Origin of the sequence: Clostridium nigeriense (assembly GCF_050585245.1) — a bacterium.
GTDB lineage: Bacteria > Bacillota > Clostridia > Clostridiales > Clostridiaceae > Clostridium > Clostridium nigeriense_A.
This window is the reverse complement of record NZ_JBNOOF010000016.1, coordinates 1-20,963: the sequence shown is the minus strand read 5'-3', so window position 1 is coordinate 20,963 and position 20,963 is coordinate 1. Positions and strand designations below refer to the sequence as shown.

General features: G+C 29.8%; 24 protein-coding genes and 1 tRNA gene. 21 read left to right on the top strand and 4 right to left on the bottom strand.

Annotated features, from left to right (window positions below; genetic code table 11):
- The first annotated feature begins 5 nt into the window (after window positions 1-5).
- Window positions 6-209: a heavy-metal-associated domain-containing protein gene (locus ACQPUY_RS16790; RefSeq protein ID WP_430843051.1), complete on the top strand. Its 204-nt coding sequence runs from the start codon at window positions 6-8 to the stop codon at window positions 207-209.
- A 102-nt stretch (window positions 210-311) separates the two neighbouring features.
- Window positions 312-482 carry a DUF362 domain-containing protein gene (locus ACQPUY_RS16785; RefSeq protein WP_066889771.1) on the top strand — a complete coding sequence of 57 codons (171 nt, stop codon included), beginning with the start codon at window positions 312-314 and terminating at the stop codon, window positions 480-482.
- Between the two features lie 19 nt (window positions 483-501).
- Here the strand turns inward: ACQPUY_RS16785 and ACQPUY_RS16780 are convergent, their stop codons facing one another.
- Window positions 502-1,158, bottom strand: coding sequence for an MBL fold metallo-hydrolase (locus tag ACQPUY_RS16780; protein ID WP_430843049.1), 657 nt, complete (start codon window positions 1,156-1,158; stop codon window positions 502-504).
- A gap of 150 nt (window positions 1,159-1,308) precedes the next feature.
- Between ACQPUY_RS16780 and ACQPUY_RS16775 the strand changes: the two genes are divergently transcribed.
- From ACQPUY_RS16775 to ACQPUY_RS16755, 5 genes are all read left to right on the top strand, one after another.
- The gene (locus tag ACQPUY_RS16775) at window positions 1,309-1,764 is read left to right on the top strand and encodes a CtsR family transcriptional regulator (RefSeq protein WP_430843047.1); all 456 of its coding nucleotides are present in this window, start codon (window positions 1,309-1,311) and stop codon (window positions 1,762-1,764) included.
- 64 nt (window positions 1,765-1,828) lie between these two features.
- A complete protein-coding gene (locus ACQPUY_RS16770) occupies window positions 1,829-4,267 on the top strand; it encodes an ATP-dependent Clp protease ATP-binding subunit (RefSeq protein ID WP_430843045.1) in 2,439 nt (812 codons plus the stop codon).
- 195 nt (window positions 4,268-4,462) lie between these two features.
- Window positions 4,463-5,404 carry a thioredoxin-disulfide reductase gene (gene trxB, locus ACQPUY_RS16765; protein WP_430843043.1) on the top strand — a complete coding sequence of 314 codons (942 nt, stop codon included), beginning with the start codon at window positions 4,463-4,465 and terminating at the stop codon, window positions 5,402-5,404.
- A 23-nt stretch (window positions 5,405-5,427) separates the two neighbouring features.
- Window positions 5,428-5,652 carry a glutaredoxin family protein gene (locus tag ACQPUY_RS16760; RefSeq protein ID WP_291706674.1) on the top strand — a complete coding sequence of 75 codons (225 nt, stop codon included), beginning with the start codon at window positions 5,428-5,430 and terminating at the stop codon, window positions 5,650-5,652.
- Between the two features lie 13 nt (window positions 5,653-5,665).
- Window positions 5,666-7,123 (top strand): NADP-dependent glyceraldehyde-3-phosphate dehydrogenase, encoded by a 1,458-nt coding sequence (locus tag ACQPUY_RS16755; RefSeq protein ID WP_430843041.1) that lies wholly within the window; start codon window positions 5,666-5,668, stop codon window positions 7,121-7,123.
- A 114-nt stretch (window positions 7,124-7,237) separates the two neighbouring features.
- On the opposite strand, the gene ACQPUY_RS16750 is transcribed toward ACQPUY_RS16755, so the two are convergent.
- Together ACQPUY_RS16750 and ACQPUY_RS16745 are read right to left on the bottom strand one after the other, a co-directional pair.
- The gene (locus tag ACQPUY_RS16750; protein WP_430843039.1) at window positions 7,238-7,465 is read right to left on the bottom strand and encodes a glutaredoxin family protein; all 228 of its coding nucleotides are present in this window, start codon (window positions 7,463-7,465) and stop codon (window positions 7,238-7,240) included.
- Window positions 7,466-7,612: 147 nt separating this feature from the next.
- Window positions 7,613-7,774, bottom strand: coding sequence for a hypothetical protein (locus tag ACQPUY_RS16745; RefSeq protein WP_430843037.1), 162 nt, complete (start codon window positions 7,772-7,774; stop codon window positions 7,613-7,615).
- Between the two features lie 131 nt (window positions 7,775-7,905).
- Here ACQPUY_RS16745 and ACQPUY_RS16740 point away from each other — a divergent pair, with 131 nt between their 5' ends.
- The 4 genes from ACQPUY_RS16740 (at window position 7,906) to disA (ending at window position 11,967) form a co-directional block, all read left to right on the top strand.
- Window positions 7,906-8,628, top strand: a complete 723-nt coding sequence (locus ACQPUY_RS16740; protein WP_430843035.1) for a GntR family transcriptional regulator — start codon at window positions 7,906-7,908, stop codon at window positions 8,626-8,628.
- Complete coding sequence (nagB, locus tag ACQPUY_RS16735) at window positions 8,625-9,350, top strand: glucosamine-6-phosphate deaminase (RefSeq protein ID WP_430843033.1); 726 nt, start codon at window positions 8,625-8,627, stop codon at window positions 9,348-9,350. The genes ACQPUY_RS16740 and nagB overlap by 4 nt, the downstream gene beginning before the upstream one ends.
- Before the next feature lie 164 nt (window positions 9,351-9,514).
- Window positions 9,515-10,882 carry a DNA repair protein RadA gene (gene radA, locus ACQPUY_RS16730; RefSeq protein WP_430843031.1) on the top strand — a complete coding sequence of 456 codons (1,368 nt, stop codon included), beginning with the start codon at window positions 9,515-9,517 and terminating at the stop codon, window positions 10,880-10,882.
- A 20-nt stretch (window positions 10,883-10,902) separates the two neighbouring features.
- The gene (disA, locus tag ACQPUY_RS16725) at window positions 10,903-11,967 is read left to right on the top strand and encodes a DNA integrity scanning diadenylate cyclase DisA (RefSeq protein WP_430843029.1); all 1,065 of its coding nucleotides are present in this window, start codon (window positions 10,903-10,905) and stop codon (window positions 11,965-11,967) included.
- Window positions 11,968-12,034: 67 nt separating this feature from the next.
- Here the strand turns inward: disA and ACQPUY_RS16720 are convergent, their stop codons facing one another.
- Window positions 12,035-12,424: a DUF1573 domain-containing protein gene (locus ACQPUY_RS16720; RefSeq protein ID WP_430843027.1), complete on the bottom strand. Its 390-nt coding sequence runs from the start codon at window positions 12,422-12,424 to the stop codon at window positions 12,035-12,037.
- A gap of 213 nt (window positions 12,425-12,637) precedes the next feature.
- Here ACQPUY_RS16720 and ACQPUY_RS16715 point away from each other — a divergent pair, with 213 nt between their 5' ends.
- From ACQPUY_RS16715 to ACQPUY_RS16670, 10 genes are all read left to right on the top strand, one after another.
- Window positions 12,638-13,732 carry a PIN/TRAM domain-containing protein gene (locus tag ACQPUY_RS16715; protein WP_430843025.1) on the top strand — a complete coding sequence of 365 codons (1,095 nt, stop codon included), beginning with the start codon at window positions 12,638-12,640 and terminating at the stop codon, window positions 13,730-13,732.
- A gap of 11 nt (window positions 13,733-13,743) precedes the next feature.
- Entirely contained in the window at window positions 13,744-14,412 is a 669-nt protein-coding gene (ispD, locus tag ACQPUY_RS16710) for a 2-C-methyl-D-erythritol 4-phosphate cytidylyltransferase (protein ID WP_430843023.1), read from the top strand.
- A 394-nt stretch (window positions 14,413-14,806) separates the two neighbouring features.
- A complete protein-coding gene (locus ACQPUY_RS16705) occupies window positions 14,807-16,519 on the top strand; it encodes a proline--tRNA ligase (protein ID WP_430843021.1) in 1,713 nt (570 codons plus the stop codon).
- Between the two features lie 11 nt (window positions 16,520-16,530).
- On the top strand, window positions 16,531-17,931 hold the full coding sequence (gene cysS, locus ACQPUY_RS16700; protein WP_430843019.1) for a cysteine--tRNA ligase: 1,401 nt from the start codon (window positions 16,531-16,533) through the stop codon (window positions 17,929-17,931).
- 44 nt (window positions 17,932-17,975) lie between these two features.
- On the top strand, window positions 17,976-18,392 hold the full coding sequence (locus ACQPUY_RS16695; protein ID WP_430843017.1) for a Mini-ribonuclease 3: 417 nt from the start codon (window positions 17,976-17,978) through the stop codon (window positions 18,390-18,392).
- A gap of 39 nt (window positions 18,393-18,431) precedes the next feature.
- Entirely contained in the window at window positions 18,432-19,325 is an 894-nt protein-coding gene (gene rlmB, locus ACQPUY_RS16690) for a 23S rRNA (guanosine(2251)-2'-O)-methyltransferase RlmB (protein WP_430843015.1), read from the top strand.
- A 21-nt stretch (window positions 19,326-19,346) separates the two neighbouring features.
- Entirely contained in the window at window positions 19,347-19,862 is a 516-nt protein-coding gene (locus ACQPUY_RS16685; RefSeq protein ID WP_430843013.1) for an NYN domain-containing protein, read from the top strand.
- A 60-nt stretch (window positions 19,863-19,922) separates the two neighbouring features.
- Window positions 19,923-20,552 carry an RNA polymerase sporulation sigma factor SigH gene (gene sigH / locus ACQPUY_RS16680; protein ID WP_430843069.1) on the top strand — a complete coding sequence of 210 codons (630 nt, stop codon included), beginning with the start codon at window positions 19,923-19,925 and terminating at the stop codon, window positions 20,550-20,552.
- Window positions 20,553-20,638: 86 nt separating this feature from the next.
- Window positions 20,639-20,714: transfer RNA gene (locus ACQPUY_RS16675), tRNA-Thr, on the top strand.
- 136 nt (window positions 20,715-20,850) lie between these two features.
- On the top strand, window positions 20,851-20,963 hold a 113-nt coding region (locus tag ACQPUY_RS16670; protein ID WP_141669547.1), incomplete at its 3' end, for a GTP-binding protein.

Below are 20,963 nucleotides of genomic sequence, written 5' to 3'. Positions count from 1 at the left end.
ATTATATGAAGACAGTATTAAATATTTCAAATCTTAATACAAACGAAGATGTTATCAGTGTAAAAGATGTTATAGCCCATAATGAAGGCGTGATAGCTTGTGAAGTTAACTTATCTAAGAAAGAAGTTAATGTTGTTTATGACGATAAAGCTGTAGATCTTGAAAAAATAGTAGCATCAGTTGAAGAATTGGGATATAGTGTAAAATAAAAATATATTAAATCAATATTTTTTTTAGAAACCTTTAAAATTTTGTATCCATGTGATAAAATAGTCAGTGAAATAAATTCATAATATTAGGAGGTGCTTATTATGGCATTCAAAATAGAAGATTCATGTATTAATTGTGGTGCTTGCGCTGCAGAATGTCCAGTTAATGCTATAAGCCAAGGAGATACTCAATTCGTTATCGATGAGGACACTTGCATAGATTGTGGAAACTGTGCAAATGTTTGTCCAGTAGGAGCTCCAGTACAAGCATAATTTTTTACATAGAGAACCGCTAATCTAGCGGTTCTTTATTGTTTTCTCTTAACAAAATAACTGTTGGTTTATTATTAAATGATAAATCGTTAGAATAAATAGTATTAGAATCATAAGAAGATATATTTTTATATGAAGATAAAAACTTTAATGGACCATCTAAATAGAAGTCTTCAGAGGAAGTTTTAAAACACATAGGAATAATATAGTTAGGTTTTAAAATAGAAGCCAGTTTAGCAGCAGAACTTCCGTCTAAACAAAAATGCCCACCTACAGGAATAAGCAAAAAATCTAAATTAGATAGTTTATCTATTAATTCATTATCTAAAATATGACCTAATAAACCAAGATGACAAATCTTAAATCCATCAATTTCTATTAGATAAATTATATTTTTCCCTCTCTTAAATCCTGAAAAATTATCTCGAAAGCTAGTAAATCCTTGAATATTAAAATAAGTATTACTATATGTAGTGGCTGAATTAATTATTTTATAATTATTATTTATATATTCATTAACAATTTCATTACTATGAAAGTGACTAAAAGTAATTATATCTGCTTTTAAATCATATTTTTGTATATAGGGATATATTTGTACTGGATCTAGAAGAATCTTTTTACCTAAGCAATTTTTTATTAAAAAGTTTGTATGGCCGATCCACTTAATTTCCATATTTATCACCTCTTTTATAGTTTAGACAAATGGAATAACATCATTCATCCAAATGAAAAAATATTAGTAAATTGGACATATTAAGACTTATAATATATAATAAAAGTCAAAGAAGGTCAATTTTTAATTTAAGTTTAAGAAGGTGAATATATGGCAAGAATTTCAGATACAATAGAAAATTTTATAAAAGAATTGTTAAATGAAGAAAGAGAAAGACAAGTTTTAATTCAAAGAAATGAATTAGCAGATAAATTTTCCTGCGCACCATCCCAAATAAATTATGTATTAACTACAAGATTTACTTATGAAAAGGGATATATTATAGAAAGTAGAAGAGGTGGCGGAGGTTATATAGTTATTAGAAAGATAACATACGATGACAAGGCTGAAAGATTAAATGTAATCAATAATTCAATAGGTGAAAGTATAACCTATGGGAATGCTTTATCTATTTTAGATCATTTAAAAGATACTAAATCGATTACTAATAATGAATATGAAATTATAAAAATATCTTTAAATGATAGAACCTTAGCATCTGTGGAAGATAAAAATAAGTTAAGGGCAGATATGCTTAAGGGAATTCTAGCTGTTGTATTATCTTAAAGTATGTTATATATCTAGGGGTTGTCTGTAAATTGTAATTTAGCAATAGGGTATGGAGGTATTTATGGTTTTTAGTAAATTTACAGAAAGAGCACAATTAGTACTTGTAGAGGCTCAAAAAGAATCACAGTATTTTAAACATGGGTATATAGGAACAGAGCATATTTTATTGGGTATATTAAAGGAAGGTGGCTTTGCTAATAGGGTTTTGTATATTAGTGGTGTTACAATAGATAAGTCTAGAAAGCTTATAGAAGAATATTTAGGATTTGGTGATATAGAAATATCACTAGGAGAGATGATATTAAATCCTAGAACAAAGAGAGTTTTCGATGATAGTTTAGCTAAAGCAATGATGTACAATCATGATTGTATAAATCCAGAGCATATATTACTTGCTATATTAGATGATGTTGAAAGTGTAGCATATAATATAATTTTAAGTTTAAAGATAGATTTAAAATTAATAAAAAATGAATTGATGAGTTATCTTAAGAAAAATGACTTAAAGGATGTAAAATCTATAGAAGATAAGAATAAAAAAAATTTAGTTAAAACACCAATGTTAAATCAGTATGGAAGAAATTTAACTAATTTTGCTAGAGAAGGTAAACTAGATCCTGTAATAGGAAGAGAGTCTGAAAATAAGAGAGTTCTAGAAATACTATGTAGAAGAGGGAAAAATAATCCTTGCCTAATAGGTGAACCAGGGGTTGGAAAAACTGCTGTCGTGGAAGGATTAGCACAAATGATAATTGAAGGAAGAGTTCCGGATATATTAAAGGATAAGTCAATAATAGCTTTAGATTTAACGGCTATGATAGCCGGAGCTAAGTATAGAGGCGAATTTGAAGATAGATTAAAAAAAGTTATGGATGAAATTATAAATTCTAAAGATGTAATTATCTTTATAGATGAACTTCATACAATTGTTGGTGCAGGGGGTGCTGAGGGCGCAATAGATGCTTCTAATATTTTAAAACCTGCTTTAGCTAGGGGAGAAATAAAGTGCATAGGAGCAACAACAATAGATGAATATAGAAAATATATAGAAAAAGATTCTGCACTGGAAAGAAGATTTCAACCTGTTATGGTGGAAGAACCATCAAGAGAAGCTACCCTTGAAATTTTAAAAGGCATTAGAGAAAAATATGAAATTCATCATATGGTTAGGATAGAGGATGAAGCTTTAGAGGCAGCTGTAGAATTATCAGATAGATATATTAGTGATAGATTTATGCCAGATAAAGCAATTGATTTAATAGATGAAGCTTCAGCAAAAGTAAGAATAGATAATTTAATCTCACCACCTGAAATAGGCAATTTGCAGAAAAGTTTAGAAGAAATATCAAGAGATAAGGAAGTAGCAATTAAAAGTCAAAGCTTTGAAAGGGCATCTTATTTAAGAAATGAAGAAAGAGAAATTAAAGATAAGCTTAGTGTATTAGAAGTTACTTATAATATTGGCGAGCTTTGCAATGTAGTAAATAGAGAACAAGTGGCAAAAGTAGTTTCAACTTGGGCTAAAATACCATTAGAAAAATTAACAGAAGAAGAGTCTGAAAGGCTATTAAAACTTGAAGATGTTCTTCAGGAAAGAGTTATAGGACAGAAAGATGCTGTTACAGCAGTTGCAAAGGCTGTAAGAAGAGCTAGAGTTGGACTTAAGGATCCAAATAGACCTATAGGTGCGTTTATTTTTTGTGGGCCAACGGGAGTAGGTAAAACAGAACTTTCAAATACATTGGCAGAAGTGATGTTTGGAGATAGAAAAAATTTAATTAGAATAGATATGTCTGAATATATGGAGAAACATTCTGTATCTAGACTTATTGGTGCCCCTCCCGGGTATGTAGGATATGAAGAAGGAGGACAGTTAACTGAAGCAGTTAGGAGAAGTCCGTATGCTGTTATTCTATTAGATGAAATAGAAAAAGCACATCCAGATGTTTTTAATATACTTCTACAAATTATGGAAGATGGAAAGTTAACTGATAGCAAGGGTAGAACTGTTAATTTTAAGAATACTATTATTATAATGACATCTAATGTTGGAGCTCATGGGATTAAAAAGCAAAGTACAGTTGGATTTTTAAATCAAAGTACTATTGAAGATAATGAATATGAGAAAATGAGAAAAAATATAATGGAAGAAGTAAGAAAGCAGTTTAAACCAGAATTTTTAAATAGAGTAGATGATATTATTGTTTTCCGTAAGTTAATGGATAAGGATATATTAAAGATTGTTAATTTAATGCTAAATAATACCATAGATAAACTAAGGGAAAGGAAGATAACAATAAATCTAAATGATGATAGTAAAAAGTTTTTAGTTAATAAAGGTGTAGATATTAACTATGGAGCAAGACCTCTAAGAAGAATAATTGCTAAAGAGTTAGAAGATAAATTAAGTGAAGAAATGCTAAAGGGTTGTATTAAGGGTGGAGATAACTTAGAAGTTTATTGTGATGGTGAGGAACTTTATTTTAAGCATATATCATAATATAAAGGAAGATTTTCTTTGGGGAAATCTTTCTTTTATTATTTTAATAAATTTTAAGCAATGAATTAATACTATAAAAAGGGGGGAGAAAATAGAATTAATAAAAATTATTAATTAAAAGTAGTTGCATTTTAAAATATAGAAGCATATAATTAAATTAAAGAATATACCCCTAGGGGGTAGGAGGAGAAAAGTATGAGTAAGGAAATAAAACATAAAGAACTTATAATAATTGGTGGTGGACCTGCTGGTTTAACTGCTGCAATATACGGAACAAGAGCAAAGCTGGATATGCTTTTATTAGAAGATCAAATATTAGGTGGTCAAGTAAGAAATAGTTATACTATTGAAAATTATCCAGGTTTTAAACAAGTTTCAGGTGCAGAGCTTGCAGATTTAATGCAACAACAAGCTGAGGAACTTGGTGCTGAAATTGATGAGTTTGATATGGTTGAAAGAGTTGATTTTAGTGGAGATGAAAAAATAATTGAAACTAATAATTATATATATAAAACTGACACAGTTATTATAGCAACAGGGGCTATTCCTAGAAAGTTACCTATTGCAAATGAAGAAAAATTCTCAGGAAAGGGAATACATTATTGTGCAGTATGTGATGGTGCAATGTACGAAGGAAAGGTAATAGGAGTAGTTGGCGGAGGTAACTCTGCATTAGAAGAAGCTTTATTTTTAACTAGATTTGCTACTAAGGTATATATGATAAGAAGATTTGATTACTTTAAAGGTGAAAAAGCAACTATCGAAGAAGTGATGAACCATCCAAAAATAGAAGTTCTATTTAATGAGGATTTAGTTGATGTTGAAGGTGATGACTTTGTACAAAGAGCTATAATAAAGAATACTAAGGATGGTACAGAAAAAGTAATGGAAATGGATGCTATATTTGGATTCATAGGAACTGAACCTAAAACAGCATACTTTAAAGATTATATAGATTTAACACCAGCTGGTTATATAAAAAGTGATGAAGGTATGAAAACTAGTATTGATGGAGTTTTTGTAGCTGGAGATGTTAGAGAAAAAGAATATAGACAAATAACAACAGCAGTTGCAGATGGAACAATAGCAGCTTTACAAGCAGAAAAATTTGTAGTTGATAAGAAGAGAAGAAAGTAATAAGCGTAGTAAGGAGAGATAAAATGATAAAAATTTATTCAACATCATGGTGCCCATCTTGTATCAAAGCAAAGAGATTTTTTGATATGAAAGGATGGGAGTATAAAGAAATAAATGTAGCTGATAAACATGAAGATAGAGAAGAGGTATTTAAAGTTTCAGGACAAAGAACAGTACCTGTTATTGATATTGATGGAGAAATTATAGTTGGGTTTGATAAGAATAAAATAGAATTAGCAAAGAAATAAGAGGGGGCATAAAATGTTTACTTGTATAAAAGGAGAAGAGTTAACTTTTAAGAATCTAGTAAATGGTGAGTGGATAACTAGTAAGAGCAACAAATTTATTGATATATATTCACCAGTAGGAAATTGCCTAGTGGGTAAGGTTCCAGCAATGACGAAGGAAGAAGTAGACTTTGTAATTAAATGTGCAGATGAGGCACAAAAGTCTTGGAAAAATATACCTGTAAATGAAAGAGCAGAAATATTATATAAAGCTGCAGATTTACTAGTAGAAAAAGCAGATGAAATGTCTGATATAATGATGAGGGAAATTGGAAAAGATAAGAAGTCATCTGAGTCAGAAATATTAAGATCAGCAGATTATATTAGATTTACAGCTGATACAGCAAAAAATTTATCTGGTGAAAGTATTCCAGGGGATAGCTTCCCAGGATTTAAGAAAAATAAAATATCTTTAGTAACTAGAGAGCCGTTAGGAGTGGTATTAGCTATATCACCTTTTAACTACCCAATTAACCTTGCATCTTCAAAAATTGCTCCAGCATTAATTGCTGGTAACACAGTAGTGTTAAAGCCAGCAACTCAAGGAAGTCTTTGTGGATTATATTTAGCAAAGATATTTGAGCAAGCAGGAGTGCCAGCAGGTGTACTAAATACTATTACTGGAAGGGGTAGTGAAATAGGGGATTATATTGTAACACATCCTGAAATTGATTTTATAAACTTTACTGGAAGTACAGAAGTTGGTACTAGAATTTCTAAAATAACAAGTATGGTGCCATTGCTAATGGAACTTGGTGGTAAGGATGCAGCTATAGTACTAGAAGATGCAGATTTAGATTTAGCAGCATCTAATATAGTTTCAGGTGCATACTCTTATTCAGGGCAAAGATGTACAGCTGTTAAGAGAATATTAGTAGTTGATGCAGTTGCAGACCAATTAGTTGAAAAAGTTAAAGAAAAGGTTGAAAAACTAAAGGTTGGTAATCCTGTAGATGGAGCAGAAGTAGTTCCATTAATAGATAATAAGGCTGCTGATTTTGTTTGGGAATTAATTGATGATGCCAGAGAGAAAGGTGCTCATTTATTAGTTGGTGGAAAGAGAGAAGAGAACTTAATTTATCCAACATTATTTGATTATGTAACAACAGATATGAGATTAGCTTGGGAAGAACCATTTGGACCTGTTCTACCTATAATTAGAGTTAAGAATAAAGATGAAGCGATAGAAATTGCTAATAAGTCTGAATATGGTTTACAATCATCAGTATTTACAGAAAATATTAATGAAGCTTTCTATGTAGCTGATAGACTAGAGGTTGGTACAGTTCAAGTTAATAATAAAACTGAAAGAGGACCAGATCACTTCCCATTCTTAGGAGTTAAGGCTTCAGGAATAGGAACTCAAGGAATAAAATACTCAATAGAAGCAATGTCAAGACCAAAGGCTACAGTAATTAATATAAGAAGATAATTATATAACAAAAAGGAGTAGTTCCGAAGAACTACTCCTTTTTGTTATATTAATATATGATAAAAGTCAAAAATATTAATATATATACTTAGTGAAACATTTTATGTTTTAAGATTAAATATTTAATGCTTTATCTATAGCGTTTTTATCAAAACCAACGATAACTGTTCCGTTTATATCTAAAACAGGTACTCCCATTTGTTTTGATTTGCTAACCATTTCTTCTCTAGCAGTCATATCTTCTTGTACATTAAATTCTTCAAATTCAACATTAGCTGATTTTAAATAATTTTTTGCTTTTACGCACCATGGACAAGTATTTGTACTATAAACTTTAACCATTTTAAAGCCTCCTTTTTATTATCAATAGATAATAAATATTATTTAATATAAAGTTTACACCATTTTACCACTAAATTCAACATTTATATTACAATTTATAAAAAATAAAGAATGTGGTATTATATCAATGGGAAATATAAGTATAAACTATTTAATAATATTATTGTTTTCTAAGTTAGAGTTAAGAATAATATTATCTAAAGAGCTGTCAGTATAATTGGAAAATAAGTCTTCAGATAGAACTTTACTTTTATATTCTCGTACAACATTTTTTGATGTCATATTTGAAAAATAATCTCTACTAACCATAAAATCACTCCTTCTCAGGTTATAGGATTATTTTTTGCAAAACAGTAATTTTTATAACATTAAAATAAATTAAACAACTGGTCTAGACATCTATAGCAATTTTTAATATAATATTTATAGGAGGATTAACGATGATAGATAAGAGTAGTCCAATTCCGGTTTATTATCAACTAAAAAATGATTTAACATCTAAGATTTCTGAAGGTGTATGGAAGCCTGGGGAATGTATAGCAAGTGAAAGAGAGCTATGTGAAATATATGGAGTTAGTAGGATGACCATAAGACAGGCTATTGGAGAGCTAGTACAAGAGGGAGTACTACTAAGAATTAAAGGAAAAGGAACATTTGTATGCGAGCAAACTTTCAAACAAAAAGATATGATGAGTTTTACTGAAATAATAAAGCAAATGGGGAAAAACTTAAGATCTGAAGTAGTTGAATTTGATAAAATTCCTACCCCAGAAGATTTTATAGATATTTTTTGTTTAGATGAAGTATATAAAATAACTAGAAAGCGTATAGTTGATGATGAGTGTGTTGCACTAGAAAAAGTTTATATACCAGTAGATTATTGTGGATATATGGATGAAGAAATGCTAAAAGGGTCTTTATTCAAGATTTTAGAGGATTTTGGGTACATAATAGATAATTCCCAATCATCAATTATGTCGGTCATTATGGATGATGAACTTAAGGATGCATTTAAAGTTAGCAGTCAGGTTCCTATGCTAAAGATTATTAGCAAGACATATGATTTAAATAATAAACTTATTTTTATAGAAGAAGCTATATATAGATCTGATAAATTTATTTTGCAAGTAAATATATCTAGAAGAGAGGGGAAAATGCGATGAAGGTAATTGTTACAAAGAACTATGAAGAATTAAGTAAAGTAGCTGCTAATGAAATGGCTGAGGTTGTTAAAAATAATCCAAAAGCTATATTAGGACTGGCAACAGGTGGCTCACCAATAGGCATGTATAAAGAATTAATAAAAATGAACAAAGAGGGAGAAATTGATTTCTCAAATGTTACCACAGTAAATCTTGACGAATATGTTGGTTTAAGTGGAGATCATCCTCAAAGTTATAGATACTTCATGAATGATAATTTATTTAACCACATTAATATAGATAAGAAAAACACTTATGTTCCAAATGGATTAGCGAAAGATGTAGAAGAAGAATGTAAAAATTATGATTCTAAGATAGCTCAATTAGGTGGCACAGATGTTCAATTATTAGGAATAGGAAATAATGGACATATAGCATTTAACGAACCTGATAATGCTTTAGTATCAGGAACTCACTTAACTAACTTAACTGAAGATACAATTAAAGCAAATGCAAGATTTTTTGATTCAATTGATGAGGTTCCAAAGACTGCTTTAACTATGGGACTTGGTGGAATAATGAAATCTAAGAGAATCATAGTTATAGCAAGTGGTGAATCAAAAGCAGAAGCTGTTAGATCAATGGTAAATGGAAAGATAAGCACAAATATGCCAGCTTCTATGTTACAAATGCATAGAGATGTTGTGGTAATAGTTGATGAAGCAGCAGCAAAATTATTATAGAATTTAGATATAATGTTATAAAAGAGTTGTAATAATATGATTATTACAACTCTTTTATATTTTTTAGAAAATTATATTTTATATCATTGGTTTTTATAATTTTCTTATGATATAGTATTTATAGAAATTTAATATGAAATAAACAAGATTGGTAGGTAAATTTTATGGCAAAGATTAAATCCATGTTTGTTTGTCAAGAATGTGGATATGAGTCTCCTAAATGGTTAGGAAAATGTCCAGATTGTAATAAATGGAATACATTAGTAGAAGAAATAAAAGAAACTCAAAAAGAAGTAAAATCTAAGGTTAACAATATTAGAGTATTAGAAAATATGCCAAAGAGCATAAGAGATATAAAGTCAGGTGAAAAGGAAAGATATAATACTGGCTTAAAAGAGCTTAATAGAGTATTAGGTGGAGGATTAGTCAGAGGTTCGTTAACTTTAATATCAGGAGATCCTGGTATTGGTAAATCTACACTACTTCTTCAAACTGCACATTCTATATCAAAAAATTATGGTAAGGTATTATATGTTTCAGGAGAGGAATCAGAGGAGCAAATTAAAATTAGAGGAGATAGGCTAGGTATTGACGCAGATCAACTTTATATATTATCTGAAACTAATTTAGATCTAATAGAAGCATATATTAATGAATTAAAGCCTATATTTGTAATTATAGACTCTATTCAAACCGTTTATAAGGAGTCTATAACATCAGCTCCAGGAAGTGTATCTCAAGTTAAGGAATGTTCTAATGCCATAATGAGAATAGGTAAGAGTCAAAACATTCCATTGTTTATAGTGGCGCATGTTACGAAACAAGGAGAATTAGCAGGACCTAGAGTTCTTGAACATATGGTAGATACTGTATTATACTTTGAAGGTGAACGTACTGAAGAGTTTAGAGTCCTTAGAACTATGAAGAATCGTTTTGGTACTACTAGTGAAATAGGAGTATTTGAAATGGCAGAGGAGGGATTAAAAGAAATATATGATCCCTCAAGAATATTCTTAGAAGATACTAACTTTAATCAAGAAGGCTCTGCTGTAATAGGAGTTATGGAAGGTACTAGACCTATATTAGTTGAAATGCAAGCTTTAGTCAGTGAAAGCAACACGCATTTAGCTAGTAGAACGGCTGTAGGTATAGATAATCAAAGGTTAAGACTTATTTTAGCAGTTTTAGAAAAGAAACTAAGAGTACCATTTTATAAATATGATGTTTATGTTAATGTAGTTGGCGGTCTTACTTTAGATGGAACTACAGGTGACTTAGGATTGGCTTTAGCACTATTATCTAGTGTAAAAAATACAGGATTAAAACTTGAGAGAACGGTTATAGTAGGTGAAGTTGGATTAACTGGAGAAATTAGACCTGTTGCTTCTTGTGAAAGATTAATTAAAGAAGCTGAAAAAATGGGATTTAAAAATGCTATAATTCCAGAAAGAAATAAAGATAAAGCAAATAGTAGTACTATTAATATAATAGGTGTAAGCAATTTAAGAGAGGCAATTAATAAGATATTCTAATAGATTGGGTGAGTGTATGTATGAGGATAAAAGATGATGAAGAAATAAAAAGCATATTAAAGCTTATGAGTCCAGGAACAGCTTTAAGAGAAGGATTAGAAAACATATTAAGAGCTAAAACTGGTGGATTACTAGTAATTGGTGATGGTGAAGAAGTTATGAAAATAGTGGATGGAGGATTTAATATTAACTCCGAATATTCGCCAGCATATGTTTATGAATTAGCAAAGATGGATGGAGCAATAGTTTTAAGTAGTGACTTAAAAAAAATAATTTATGCAAATACACAACTAGTACCAGATTATACTCTTACAACATATGAAACTGGTACTAGGCATAGAACAGCAAATAGAGTTGCAAAACAAACAGGAAATGTAGTTATAGCTATTTCTCAAAGAAGAAATATAATTACAGTCTACAAGGGCGACTTAAAATATGTTCTTCAAGAAAGCAGTATTATTCTTGCAAGAGCAAATCAAGCAATACAAACTTTAGAGAAATATGTAAATGTACTTGATAGAGTAATAAATAATTTAAATTTATTAGAGTTTCAGGACTTAACTACTATATTTGATGTAGTTACGGCTATTCAAAGAACAGAGATGGTAATGAGAATAGTAGAGGAAATAAAAAGATATATAGTAGAACTTGGTAATGAAGGAAGATTGATTTCAATGCAGCTTAGCGAGCTGATAAGATTTATTGAAAGAGATGGGATATTATTAATAAGAGATTATTGTAAGGAAGATATGGATTATAATGAAATATATAATGAAATACAAAGACTTACATCAGAAGAATTGGTAGATTTAGATTTAATTGCTAAGTTATTAGGATACTCAGGAATGCCATTAACTGATACATTAATTTCTCCAAAAGGTTTTAGAATATTATTTAAAGTTCCAAGAATACCAGTATCGGTAATAGAAAATTTAGTAAGACATTTTAAAGAGCTTAAGTATGTAATTAAAGCTGATACTTCAGAATTAGATCGTGTAGATGGAATAGGAGAAGCTAGAGCTAAGGCTATTAGAAGTGGATTGAAGAGGATAAAAGAACAAATATACTTAAAAAATGAGATTTAGTAAGAAAATGTATAAAAGCAAAAAAAATAGATAATAATAGAAAAGCAGGGGTTATCCTGCTTTAAAACTATCTAAGGATGAATTTCCCTAAGATATCAATTTTATTTTCTTCTTTTAGGAATATGTCATATAAATTCAAGTCTAAGCAATTACATAAAGAAGTAAGATAAAATATATTATTTCCGATTTCATTTTCTATAACTTCACGACAATTACTACAAAGCTCTCCTTCTATATGAGTGCTTAAAGAAGGGGGTGAGTTGTTAGTATCAATAAAAGTATCTTGTTTTTTTGCAGATATTTTTATACAGCCACAATTAGTTACTGCTTTAGCAAGAGCTCTATTGACTCTAGCGTTTGCTTCATTTAATTTTGTCATTATATCTAAAATACTTCTATGATGTAGTAAAGATTCATTAACATCATTCTGAAAACTATCAAATATTATATCTTTCATATACATCAACTCCTTAAAAGTTATGGCTGTTGTTTATGATAGTTATAGTGTTGAAAAGAAAATAGTAATTAACTTAAACCTATAATAAATTAAATATTTAAATTTTTATAGGGGGTATTGTTAAATTAATAAGATTTTAATAATTATTAATATTAGTAAATACCTTTATATGGTATAATTAAATAGTATATATAGATAATAGGAGGTGAAAATATGTTAAAAAAGATTATAAGAGTTATATTTACCATAATAGGTTTAATAAGCGGATACATTGTTAGTGGACTCTTATTAAATATAATACTTATAAGTGGAATTTCTTTTTTATCTAAACCAATTGGAATTATATCTTTTCGTATCGTTATAACTTTATTATTTGGACTTATTCTTTATATTGTTTCACCACGTATTTATGACTCTATTGTTAAAGCTATTGAATATATAGAAAAAAACATTCAAAAACTTACAGCAACTGAAATTATTTACGGAGGATTTGGAGCATTAATATCATTAATACTAACATCTTTGATAGGATTACCTTTAAACAGTATAGATTTATTTGGCCTAGGACCGATACTTTTTGTTTTATTAAACTTAATATTTGCAATAATAGTTGCTAATATTTTTATAGAAAAAAGGGATGATATTTCAAATGTCCTTTTAAATTTAAGAAAAAACAGTATTAAGGATAAAAGATCAAAGGTTAGTCCTAAGAGTAGCCCTAAGGTATTGGATACATCAGTTATAATAGATGGAAGAATATTTGATATATGCCAAACGGGTTTTGTTGAAGGACCATTAGTTATACCAAATTTTGTTTTGGATGAGTTAAGACATATATCAGATTCAGCTGATTCTCTAAAAAGGAATAGAGGAAGACGAGGACTAGATATATTAAATAAAATTCAAAAGGAATTAGATATAGAAACGCAAATTTGGGAAGGTGACTTTCCAGAAATTCAAGAAGTAGATAGTAAGTTGTTAAAGCTTGCTCAAACATTAAAAGGTAAGGTAATAACTAATGATTTTAACCTTAACAAAGTTGCTGAATTCCAAGGCGTTCCAGTACTTAATATTAATGAACTAGCAAATGCTATTAAGCCTGTGGTTCTTCCGGGTGAAGAAATGAAAGTGGTAGTGGTTAAAGATGGAAAAGAAGCTACTCAAGGTATCGGATATTTAGATGATGGAACTATGATAGTTGTAGAAGGTGGAAGAAAGTACATGGGTGAGCAAATAGTAGTTATAGTTACATCTGTATTACAAACTGCTGCAGGTAGAATGATATTTGCAAAACCAAAAGATGAATAGTAGGTGTTTATATGGTTAGTGCTATAATTTTAGCAGGTGGAAAAGGAAAGAGAATGGGTGCTAAAGTTAGTAAGCAGTATATAGAAGTTAAGGGTAAGCCTATTTTATATTATACATTAGAGAAATTTGCTGCTTGCAAAGATATTGATAAGATTGTTTTAGTATTACCAAAAGATGAAATAGAATATTGTACTAAGGAAATATTAAATAAGTATTCTTTAAAAGTAGATATTATAGTTGAAGGTGGAAAAGAGAGACAAGATTCTGTATTTAACGCATTAAATAAGCTAGATGGTGATGAAATAGTATTAATTCATGATGGAGCTAGACCTTTTGTTTCAGAAAGAATAATAAAAGATGGCATAAAATATGCAAAGCTTTATGGATCAGCAGCTCCTGGGGTTACACCTAAAGATACTATTAAGATCAAGGATAAGAATAGTTTTTCTCTTTCTACCCCAGATAGAAATGAATTAGTGGCTATTCAAACACCCCAAGTATTTAAGCTTGATATCATAAAGAAATGTCATAAAAGAGTAAAAGAAGATAAAATAATAGTTACAGATGATACCATGGTAGTTGAGAGCTATAATAATAAGGTTTATTTGTTTGAAGGTGACTATACTAATATTAAGGTAACTACGCCAGAAGATTTAATATTAGCTGAGAAACTTGTTTGATCAATATTCCAAGTATATTGACATTAGTTTAGTTAGAATATATAATAAATTAAGCTAAAATTAAATAGGTTTAAAACAGTGAAGAAGAATAGTAGAATCCGCTTTTTCAGAGAGAAAATTCATAGGCTGTAAGATTTTCAATAGGATTTGAACCAGCTTTGGAGTTGTAGGAAAAAACTATCGGTTTAATATCGTTAAAATTATTAAAGTACAAATTTAGGTGGTACCGCGATACAAGTTCGCCCTAATCAATTGGGGTGGGCTTTTTTTATTTAAAAATATATTTACAAAAGTTAATGAAAATATTTTTATAGAGTTATATAAGAATATTATATTCAAGCGGTGTGCTAATAGTTATAAAATATAGATAAAAGTAATAGGAGGAAGCAAAAAAATGAAAATGTCTAATATGTTAATATCAACATTAAGAGAGGTTCCAGCAGAGGCAGAAATTAATAGTCATAAATTAATGTTAAGATCTGGAATGATTAGGAAAATGGCATCAGGTATATATAATTATATGCCATTAGGTTTAAGAGTTTTAAAAAAGGTAGAAGATATAGTTAGAGAAGAAATGAATAATGCAGGAGCTCAAGAGTTTTTAGCTTCAGCAGTATTACCAGCAGAATTATGGCAAGAATCAGGTAGATGGGATGTTTACGGAGAAGAAATGTTTAGACTTAAGGATAGAAATAATAGAGATTTCTGTCTAGGACCTACTCATGAAGAAGTATTTACGGATATAGCTAGAAATGAAATTAAATCATATAAGCAACTTCCAGTAAATCTTTATCAAATTCAAACTAAATATAGAGATGAAAGAAGACCAAGATTTGGAGTTATGAGATCTAGGGAATTTATAATGAAAGATGCTTATAGCTTTGATAAGGATCAAGAAGGTTTAGATGTATCATATAATAAGATGCATGAAGCTTATATAAAAATATTTAATAGATGTGGAATAGATGCAAAATGTGTTGAAGCAGATTCAGGAGCAATTGGTGGCTCAAATTCAGCTGAGTTTATGGTTAAATCAGAAGTAGGAGAAGATGATGTAGTTTTCTGTAGTTCTTGTGATTATGCTGCAAATATAGAAAAAGCACCGTCTACTGTTGAAAAGGCTGAGATTGAAGAATTAAAAGACTTAATTAAAACTGAAACTCCTAATATAAGAACTATTGAGGATTTAGTAAAGTTCTTTAATACAACTGAAAATAAATTTGCAAAGACTTTAATATACAATGCTGATGGAAAAATAGTAGCTGTAATGGTTAGAGGAGATAGAGAAGCAAACGAAGTTAAGGTATCTAATGCTCTAGGTGGAGTAGTTAATTTAAATATGGCTACACCAGAAGAGGTTTTGAAAGCTACCAATGCGCAAGTTGGCTTTGCGGGACCTATAAATATAAAAGTAGATACTTTATTAGTTGATGAAGAAGTTGCAAATATGTATAATTTCATAGTAGGAGCAAATGAAACTGGATATCATATTGAAAATGTAAACTATGGAAGAGATTTCAAAGGTGTAGTTGGAGATTATAGAAATATTACTGAAGGTGAAAAGTGTCCAGTTTGTGGAGAAAAAGTAACTATAGCAAGAGGAACTGAAGTAGGTCATATATTTAAGCTTGGAACTAAATATTCTGAAGCTATGAAGGCTACATTCATAGATGAAAATGGTAAAGAAAAGCCATTTGTAATGGGATGTTATGGAATAGGAGTAACTAGAACTATGGCATCTATAATAGAGCAACACAATGATGAAAATGGAATAGTATGGCCTTTAGCAGTAGCTCCATATCATGTTAATGTAATACCAGTAAATATTAAAGATGAAGAGCAAATGAAGATTGCTAATAAGATTTACGAAGAGTTAAAAGCTATTGGCGTAGATGTAGTATTAGATGATAGAAATGAAAGAGCTGGAGTTAAATTTAAAGACTCAGAACTTATGGGAATTCCAATGAGAGTTACTGTAGGCAAGAAGATTTCAGAAGGTGAAGTGGAATTTAAACTTAGAACAGCTGAAATGGAAAATATAAAAATAGAAGAAGTAGTTAATAGGATAAGGGAAGAATTTAAGAAAAACAAATTATCTGTTAGATAGGAGGTAATTAAATGAAAATTTATAATAGCTTAACGAGACAAAAAGAGGAGTTTGTGCCAATTACTCAAGGCGAAGTTAAGATGTATGTTTGTGGGCCTACTGTTTATAATTACTTTCATATTGGAAATGGTAGAACATTTATAGTTTTTGATACTATTAGAAGATATTTTGAATATAGAGGATATAAGGTTAAATTTATTCAAAATTTTACAGACATAGACGATAAAATGATAAAGAAAGCTAATGAGGAAGGCACAACAGTTGCATGTATTGGTGATAGATATATAGATGAGTATTATAAGGATGCAGATGGATTAAATATTAAAAGAGCATCTGTTAATCCAAGGGCTACTGAATTTATAAAAGATATTATAGATTTTGTTGAGGGCTTAATTGAAAAGGGATATGCTTACGAAGTAGATGGAGATGTTTATTTTAGAACTAAAAGATTTAGTGGTTATGGAAAGCTAATAAAACAAAGTTTAGAAGATCTTCAATCAGGTGCTAGAATAAATGTAGATGAAAGAAAAGAAGATCCAATGGATTTTGCTTTATGGAAATCACAAAAACCAGGAGAACCTGCTTGGATAAGTCCATGGGGGTTAGGAAGACCAGGGTGGCATATAGAATGCTCATGTATGGCAAAAAAACTGCTTGGAGAAACTATAGATATTCACGCCGGTGGAATGGATTTAGCTTTTCCACATCATGAGAATGAGATAGCTCAAAGTGAAGCCTTAACAGGTAAAACTTTTGCTAGGTATTGGATGCATTCGGCATATTTAAATGTTAATAATCAAAAGATGTCTAAGTCTTTAAATAACTTTTTAACTGCAAGAGATGCTCTTGAAAAATATGATGCAGATGTAATTAGATTTTTAATGTTATCTGCTCACTATAGAGTACAATTAAATTTTAGCGATGATTTATTAGAATCTGCAAAGGCATCAGTAGAAAGATTATATAATGCTATTTCAAATTTGGAAAATTTAATTGAAGAAGTTAAGAAAGAAAAGATGGATGAGTCGGAAGAAACTTATTTAAATTCATTAGATGCTTATAGACAAAAGTATATAGATAAGATGGATGATGATTTTAATACAGCTGATGCAATTACTGCTATATTTGATCTTATAAAGGATATTAATACAAATATCTCTATAGAATCATCTAAGGAACTTTGCGAAAAGGCACTTGAGTTAATAAGAGAACTTGGAAATCCATTGGGAATCCTTCAAAAGTCAACTAAAGGTAGCTTAGAAGAGGAAATAGAAAGACTAATTGAAGAAAGGCAACAAGCAAGGAAAGATAGAAATTTTGCTTTAGCTGATAAGATAAGAGATGATTTAAAAGCAAGAAATATAGTTTTAGAAGATACACCTCAAGGTGTTAGATGGAAAAAAACAAATTAATATAAAGGCTGCAAAATGCAGCCTTTATTTAAAGGAGAGAAAGTATGTTAGAGGATTTAAGAATTAGAGAATTTAGTATAGAAGAAGCTAGGCAATTAAATCCTTTGCAGTTAGCATTAATAGGAGATGGTGTATTTGAAGTGTATATAAGAAATTATATTCTTTCAAATAATACACAACTATCTGCACATAAAATTCATGTAAAGGCTATTAGTTACGTTAAAGCAAAAAGTCAATCTAATATAATGCATGTAATAGAAAAAGAGTTAACAGAAGATGAATTGTATATTTATAAGAGAGGAAGAAATACTAAGTCGGCTACAGTACCTAAAAATGCAAATGTTATAGATTATAGAAATGCAACTGGTTTTGAAGCGTTACTTGGTTATTTATACTTGACGGGAAATAAGGAAAGACTATTTAATATATTAGAAAAATCTACTGAAATACAGTTAACATAACTTGTAAAAGGTATATAATAGAGATAAGGAGTGATTAAGATGACTAAAGGAACAAGAGAAGCTAGAATGAGAGCTAGAATGGAAAGACAAATGTTTGAAGATAGTCAGAATAAGCCTAAAAAACAGTTTTCTAAAGGAAATAAAAAACAATTAGATAATAGAGAAAATTCTTTTGAAATAAATGAAGCGGAACCTAGAGAAGATTTAATTATAGGTAGAAATGCAGTAATGGAGGTTCTTAAAAGTGATAGAACTATAGAATCTATATATATTGCAAATGGACATATGGAAGGATCTATAAAGGTAATAATAAATATAGCAAGAGAAAAAGGACTAGTTTTAAAAGAAGTAGATAGAAAAAAACTAGATGTTATGAGTGGAGGAACTAACCACCAAGGTGTAATAGCTCAAGTTACACCATATAAGTATTGTGAAATACCAGATATGTTGAATTTAGCTAAGAAAAAAGGCGAAGATCCATTCATAGTTATATTGGATGAAATAGAAGATCCTCATAATTTAGGTTCTATAATAAGAACTGCTGAATTATGTGGTGTTCATGGTATTATTATACCAAAAAGAAGGAATGTTGGTATTACATCTACTGTTTATAAATGTTCAGTAGGAGCTATTGAACATATGAAGATAGCAAAGGTAACAAATATAAACTCTGCTATAGATGAATTAAAAAAAGAAGGGCTTTGGATATATGGAGCAGATATAGCTGGGGATGAATATAGCTATGAGGTTAACTTCGGAGGACCATGTGCTATGGTTATAGGAAGTGAAGGAAGAGGAATATCTAAGCTTACTTTAAAAAAATGTGATAAGTTGGTTAAAATCCCTATGGTAGGTAAAATAAACTCTTTAAATGCTTCGGTTGCAGGTGGTATAATGATGTATGAAATATTGAAGGGAAGACTAGCAAAATAGTCATTTCGTAAGAGGTACCATGTGAAAATAATATTTGTTGATGGGTATAATGTTATAAATAGTTGGCCTAATCTAAAAGCTCAAAAAGATTATAGTTTTGATGGAGCTAGGCAAAGCTTAATAGATAGTTTACATAATTACTCGGTTTATGAGGGATGTAAGATTATAATCGTTTTTGATGCGCATAAGGTAAATGGAAGCATCGAAAAGAAAGAAGATATAAACAATAATATAAGTATAGTTTTTACTAAAGATGGAGAAACAGCTGACTCTTATATAGAGAGAGAAGTTAATAACATAGGCAGAAGATTTGAAGTTTATGTTGTGACATCGGATTGGCTTGAGCAACAAACTATTTTTCAAAGAGGAGCAGTTAGAATGTCCTCGATTGAATTTTATAATGAAGTTCTTGATACGCAAAATAGAATAAAAAGAAAAACGTTAAAAAATACTAATATATCAAATAAAAATAGTTTATTTGATAATATAGATGATGATATTTTGAAGAAGTTAGAAGCTATGAGACGTAGTAAATAATATATGTACTTATATAGTATAGAGCTTAAAGGGGGGGGATATATAGTGGAGAGTATCAGAATGGAAGAAACTTTATATGTTGAATTCCAAAATAAACCAGATGAAGAAGTAGTTGATGAGGCTAAAAGAGGAAATAGCAGAGCTCAAGAATACTTAATTTCAAAGTATGAAAATTTTGTAAAGGCTAAATCTAAATCGTATTTCCTTATTGGAGCAGATAAGGAAGATATTTATCAAGAGGGAATGATAGGTTTATATAAAGCTATCCGAGATTTTAAAGCTGATAGATTAACTAGCTTTAAGGCCTTTGCAGAAATTTGTATAACCAGGCAAATAATAACAGCTATAAAAACAGCTACTAGACAAAAACATATCCCCCTAAACACATATATATCTTTAAATAAACCAATTTACGAAGAAGAGTCGGATAGAACTTTAATTGATGTATTATCTGAATTTAAGATAACAGATCCTGAAGAACTTATAATAGGAAAAGAACAAATAAAACATATCGAGGGAGAAATTGCTAAGGTACTTTCGGACCTAGAAATGGAAGTTCTTCAATCTTATTTAGATGGAAAATCATATCAGGAAATTGCTTGCGATTTAGATAGGCAAGCGAAGTCTATAGATAATGCACTTCAAAGGGTTAAGAGAAAACTTGAAAAATGTCTCTATAGTGAAAAATAAGTCATTAAATTCATATTGACAAATTTTTTGAACAATAGTAAACTTTATAATTGGTATATTAAAATGTAAACTAAAAAGATGGAAATGCTCATGTAGCTCAGTAGGCAGAGCGTCGCCTTGGTAAGGCGGAGGTCGTCGGTTCAATCCCGATCATGAGCTCCAATATAGTTGAGTGCTCACTAATTGCGATTATTGTAATTTTAGGTTGCTTTGATCTTTGTGTGGGCTCAATATATCAACAAAAAAACTAGAAAACGCTAGGCAAAGTTTATTACAAAGATTAAAGGAGGATTTTACAATGGCAAAGCAAAAATTCGAAAGAAGTAAACCACATGTAAACATTGGAACAATCGGTCACGTTGACCACGGTAAGACAACTTTAACAGCTGCTATCACAACAGTATTAGCAAA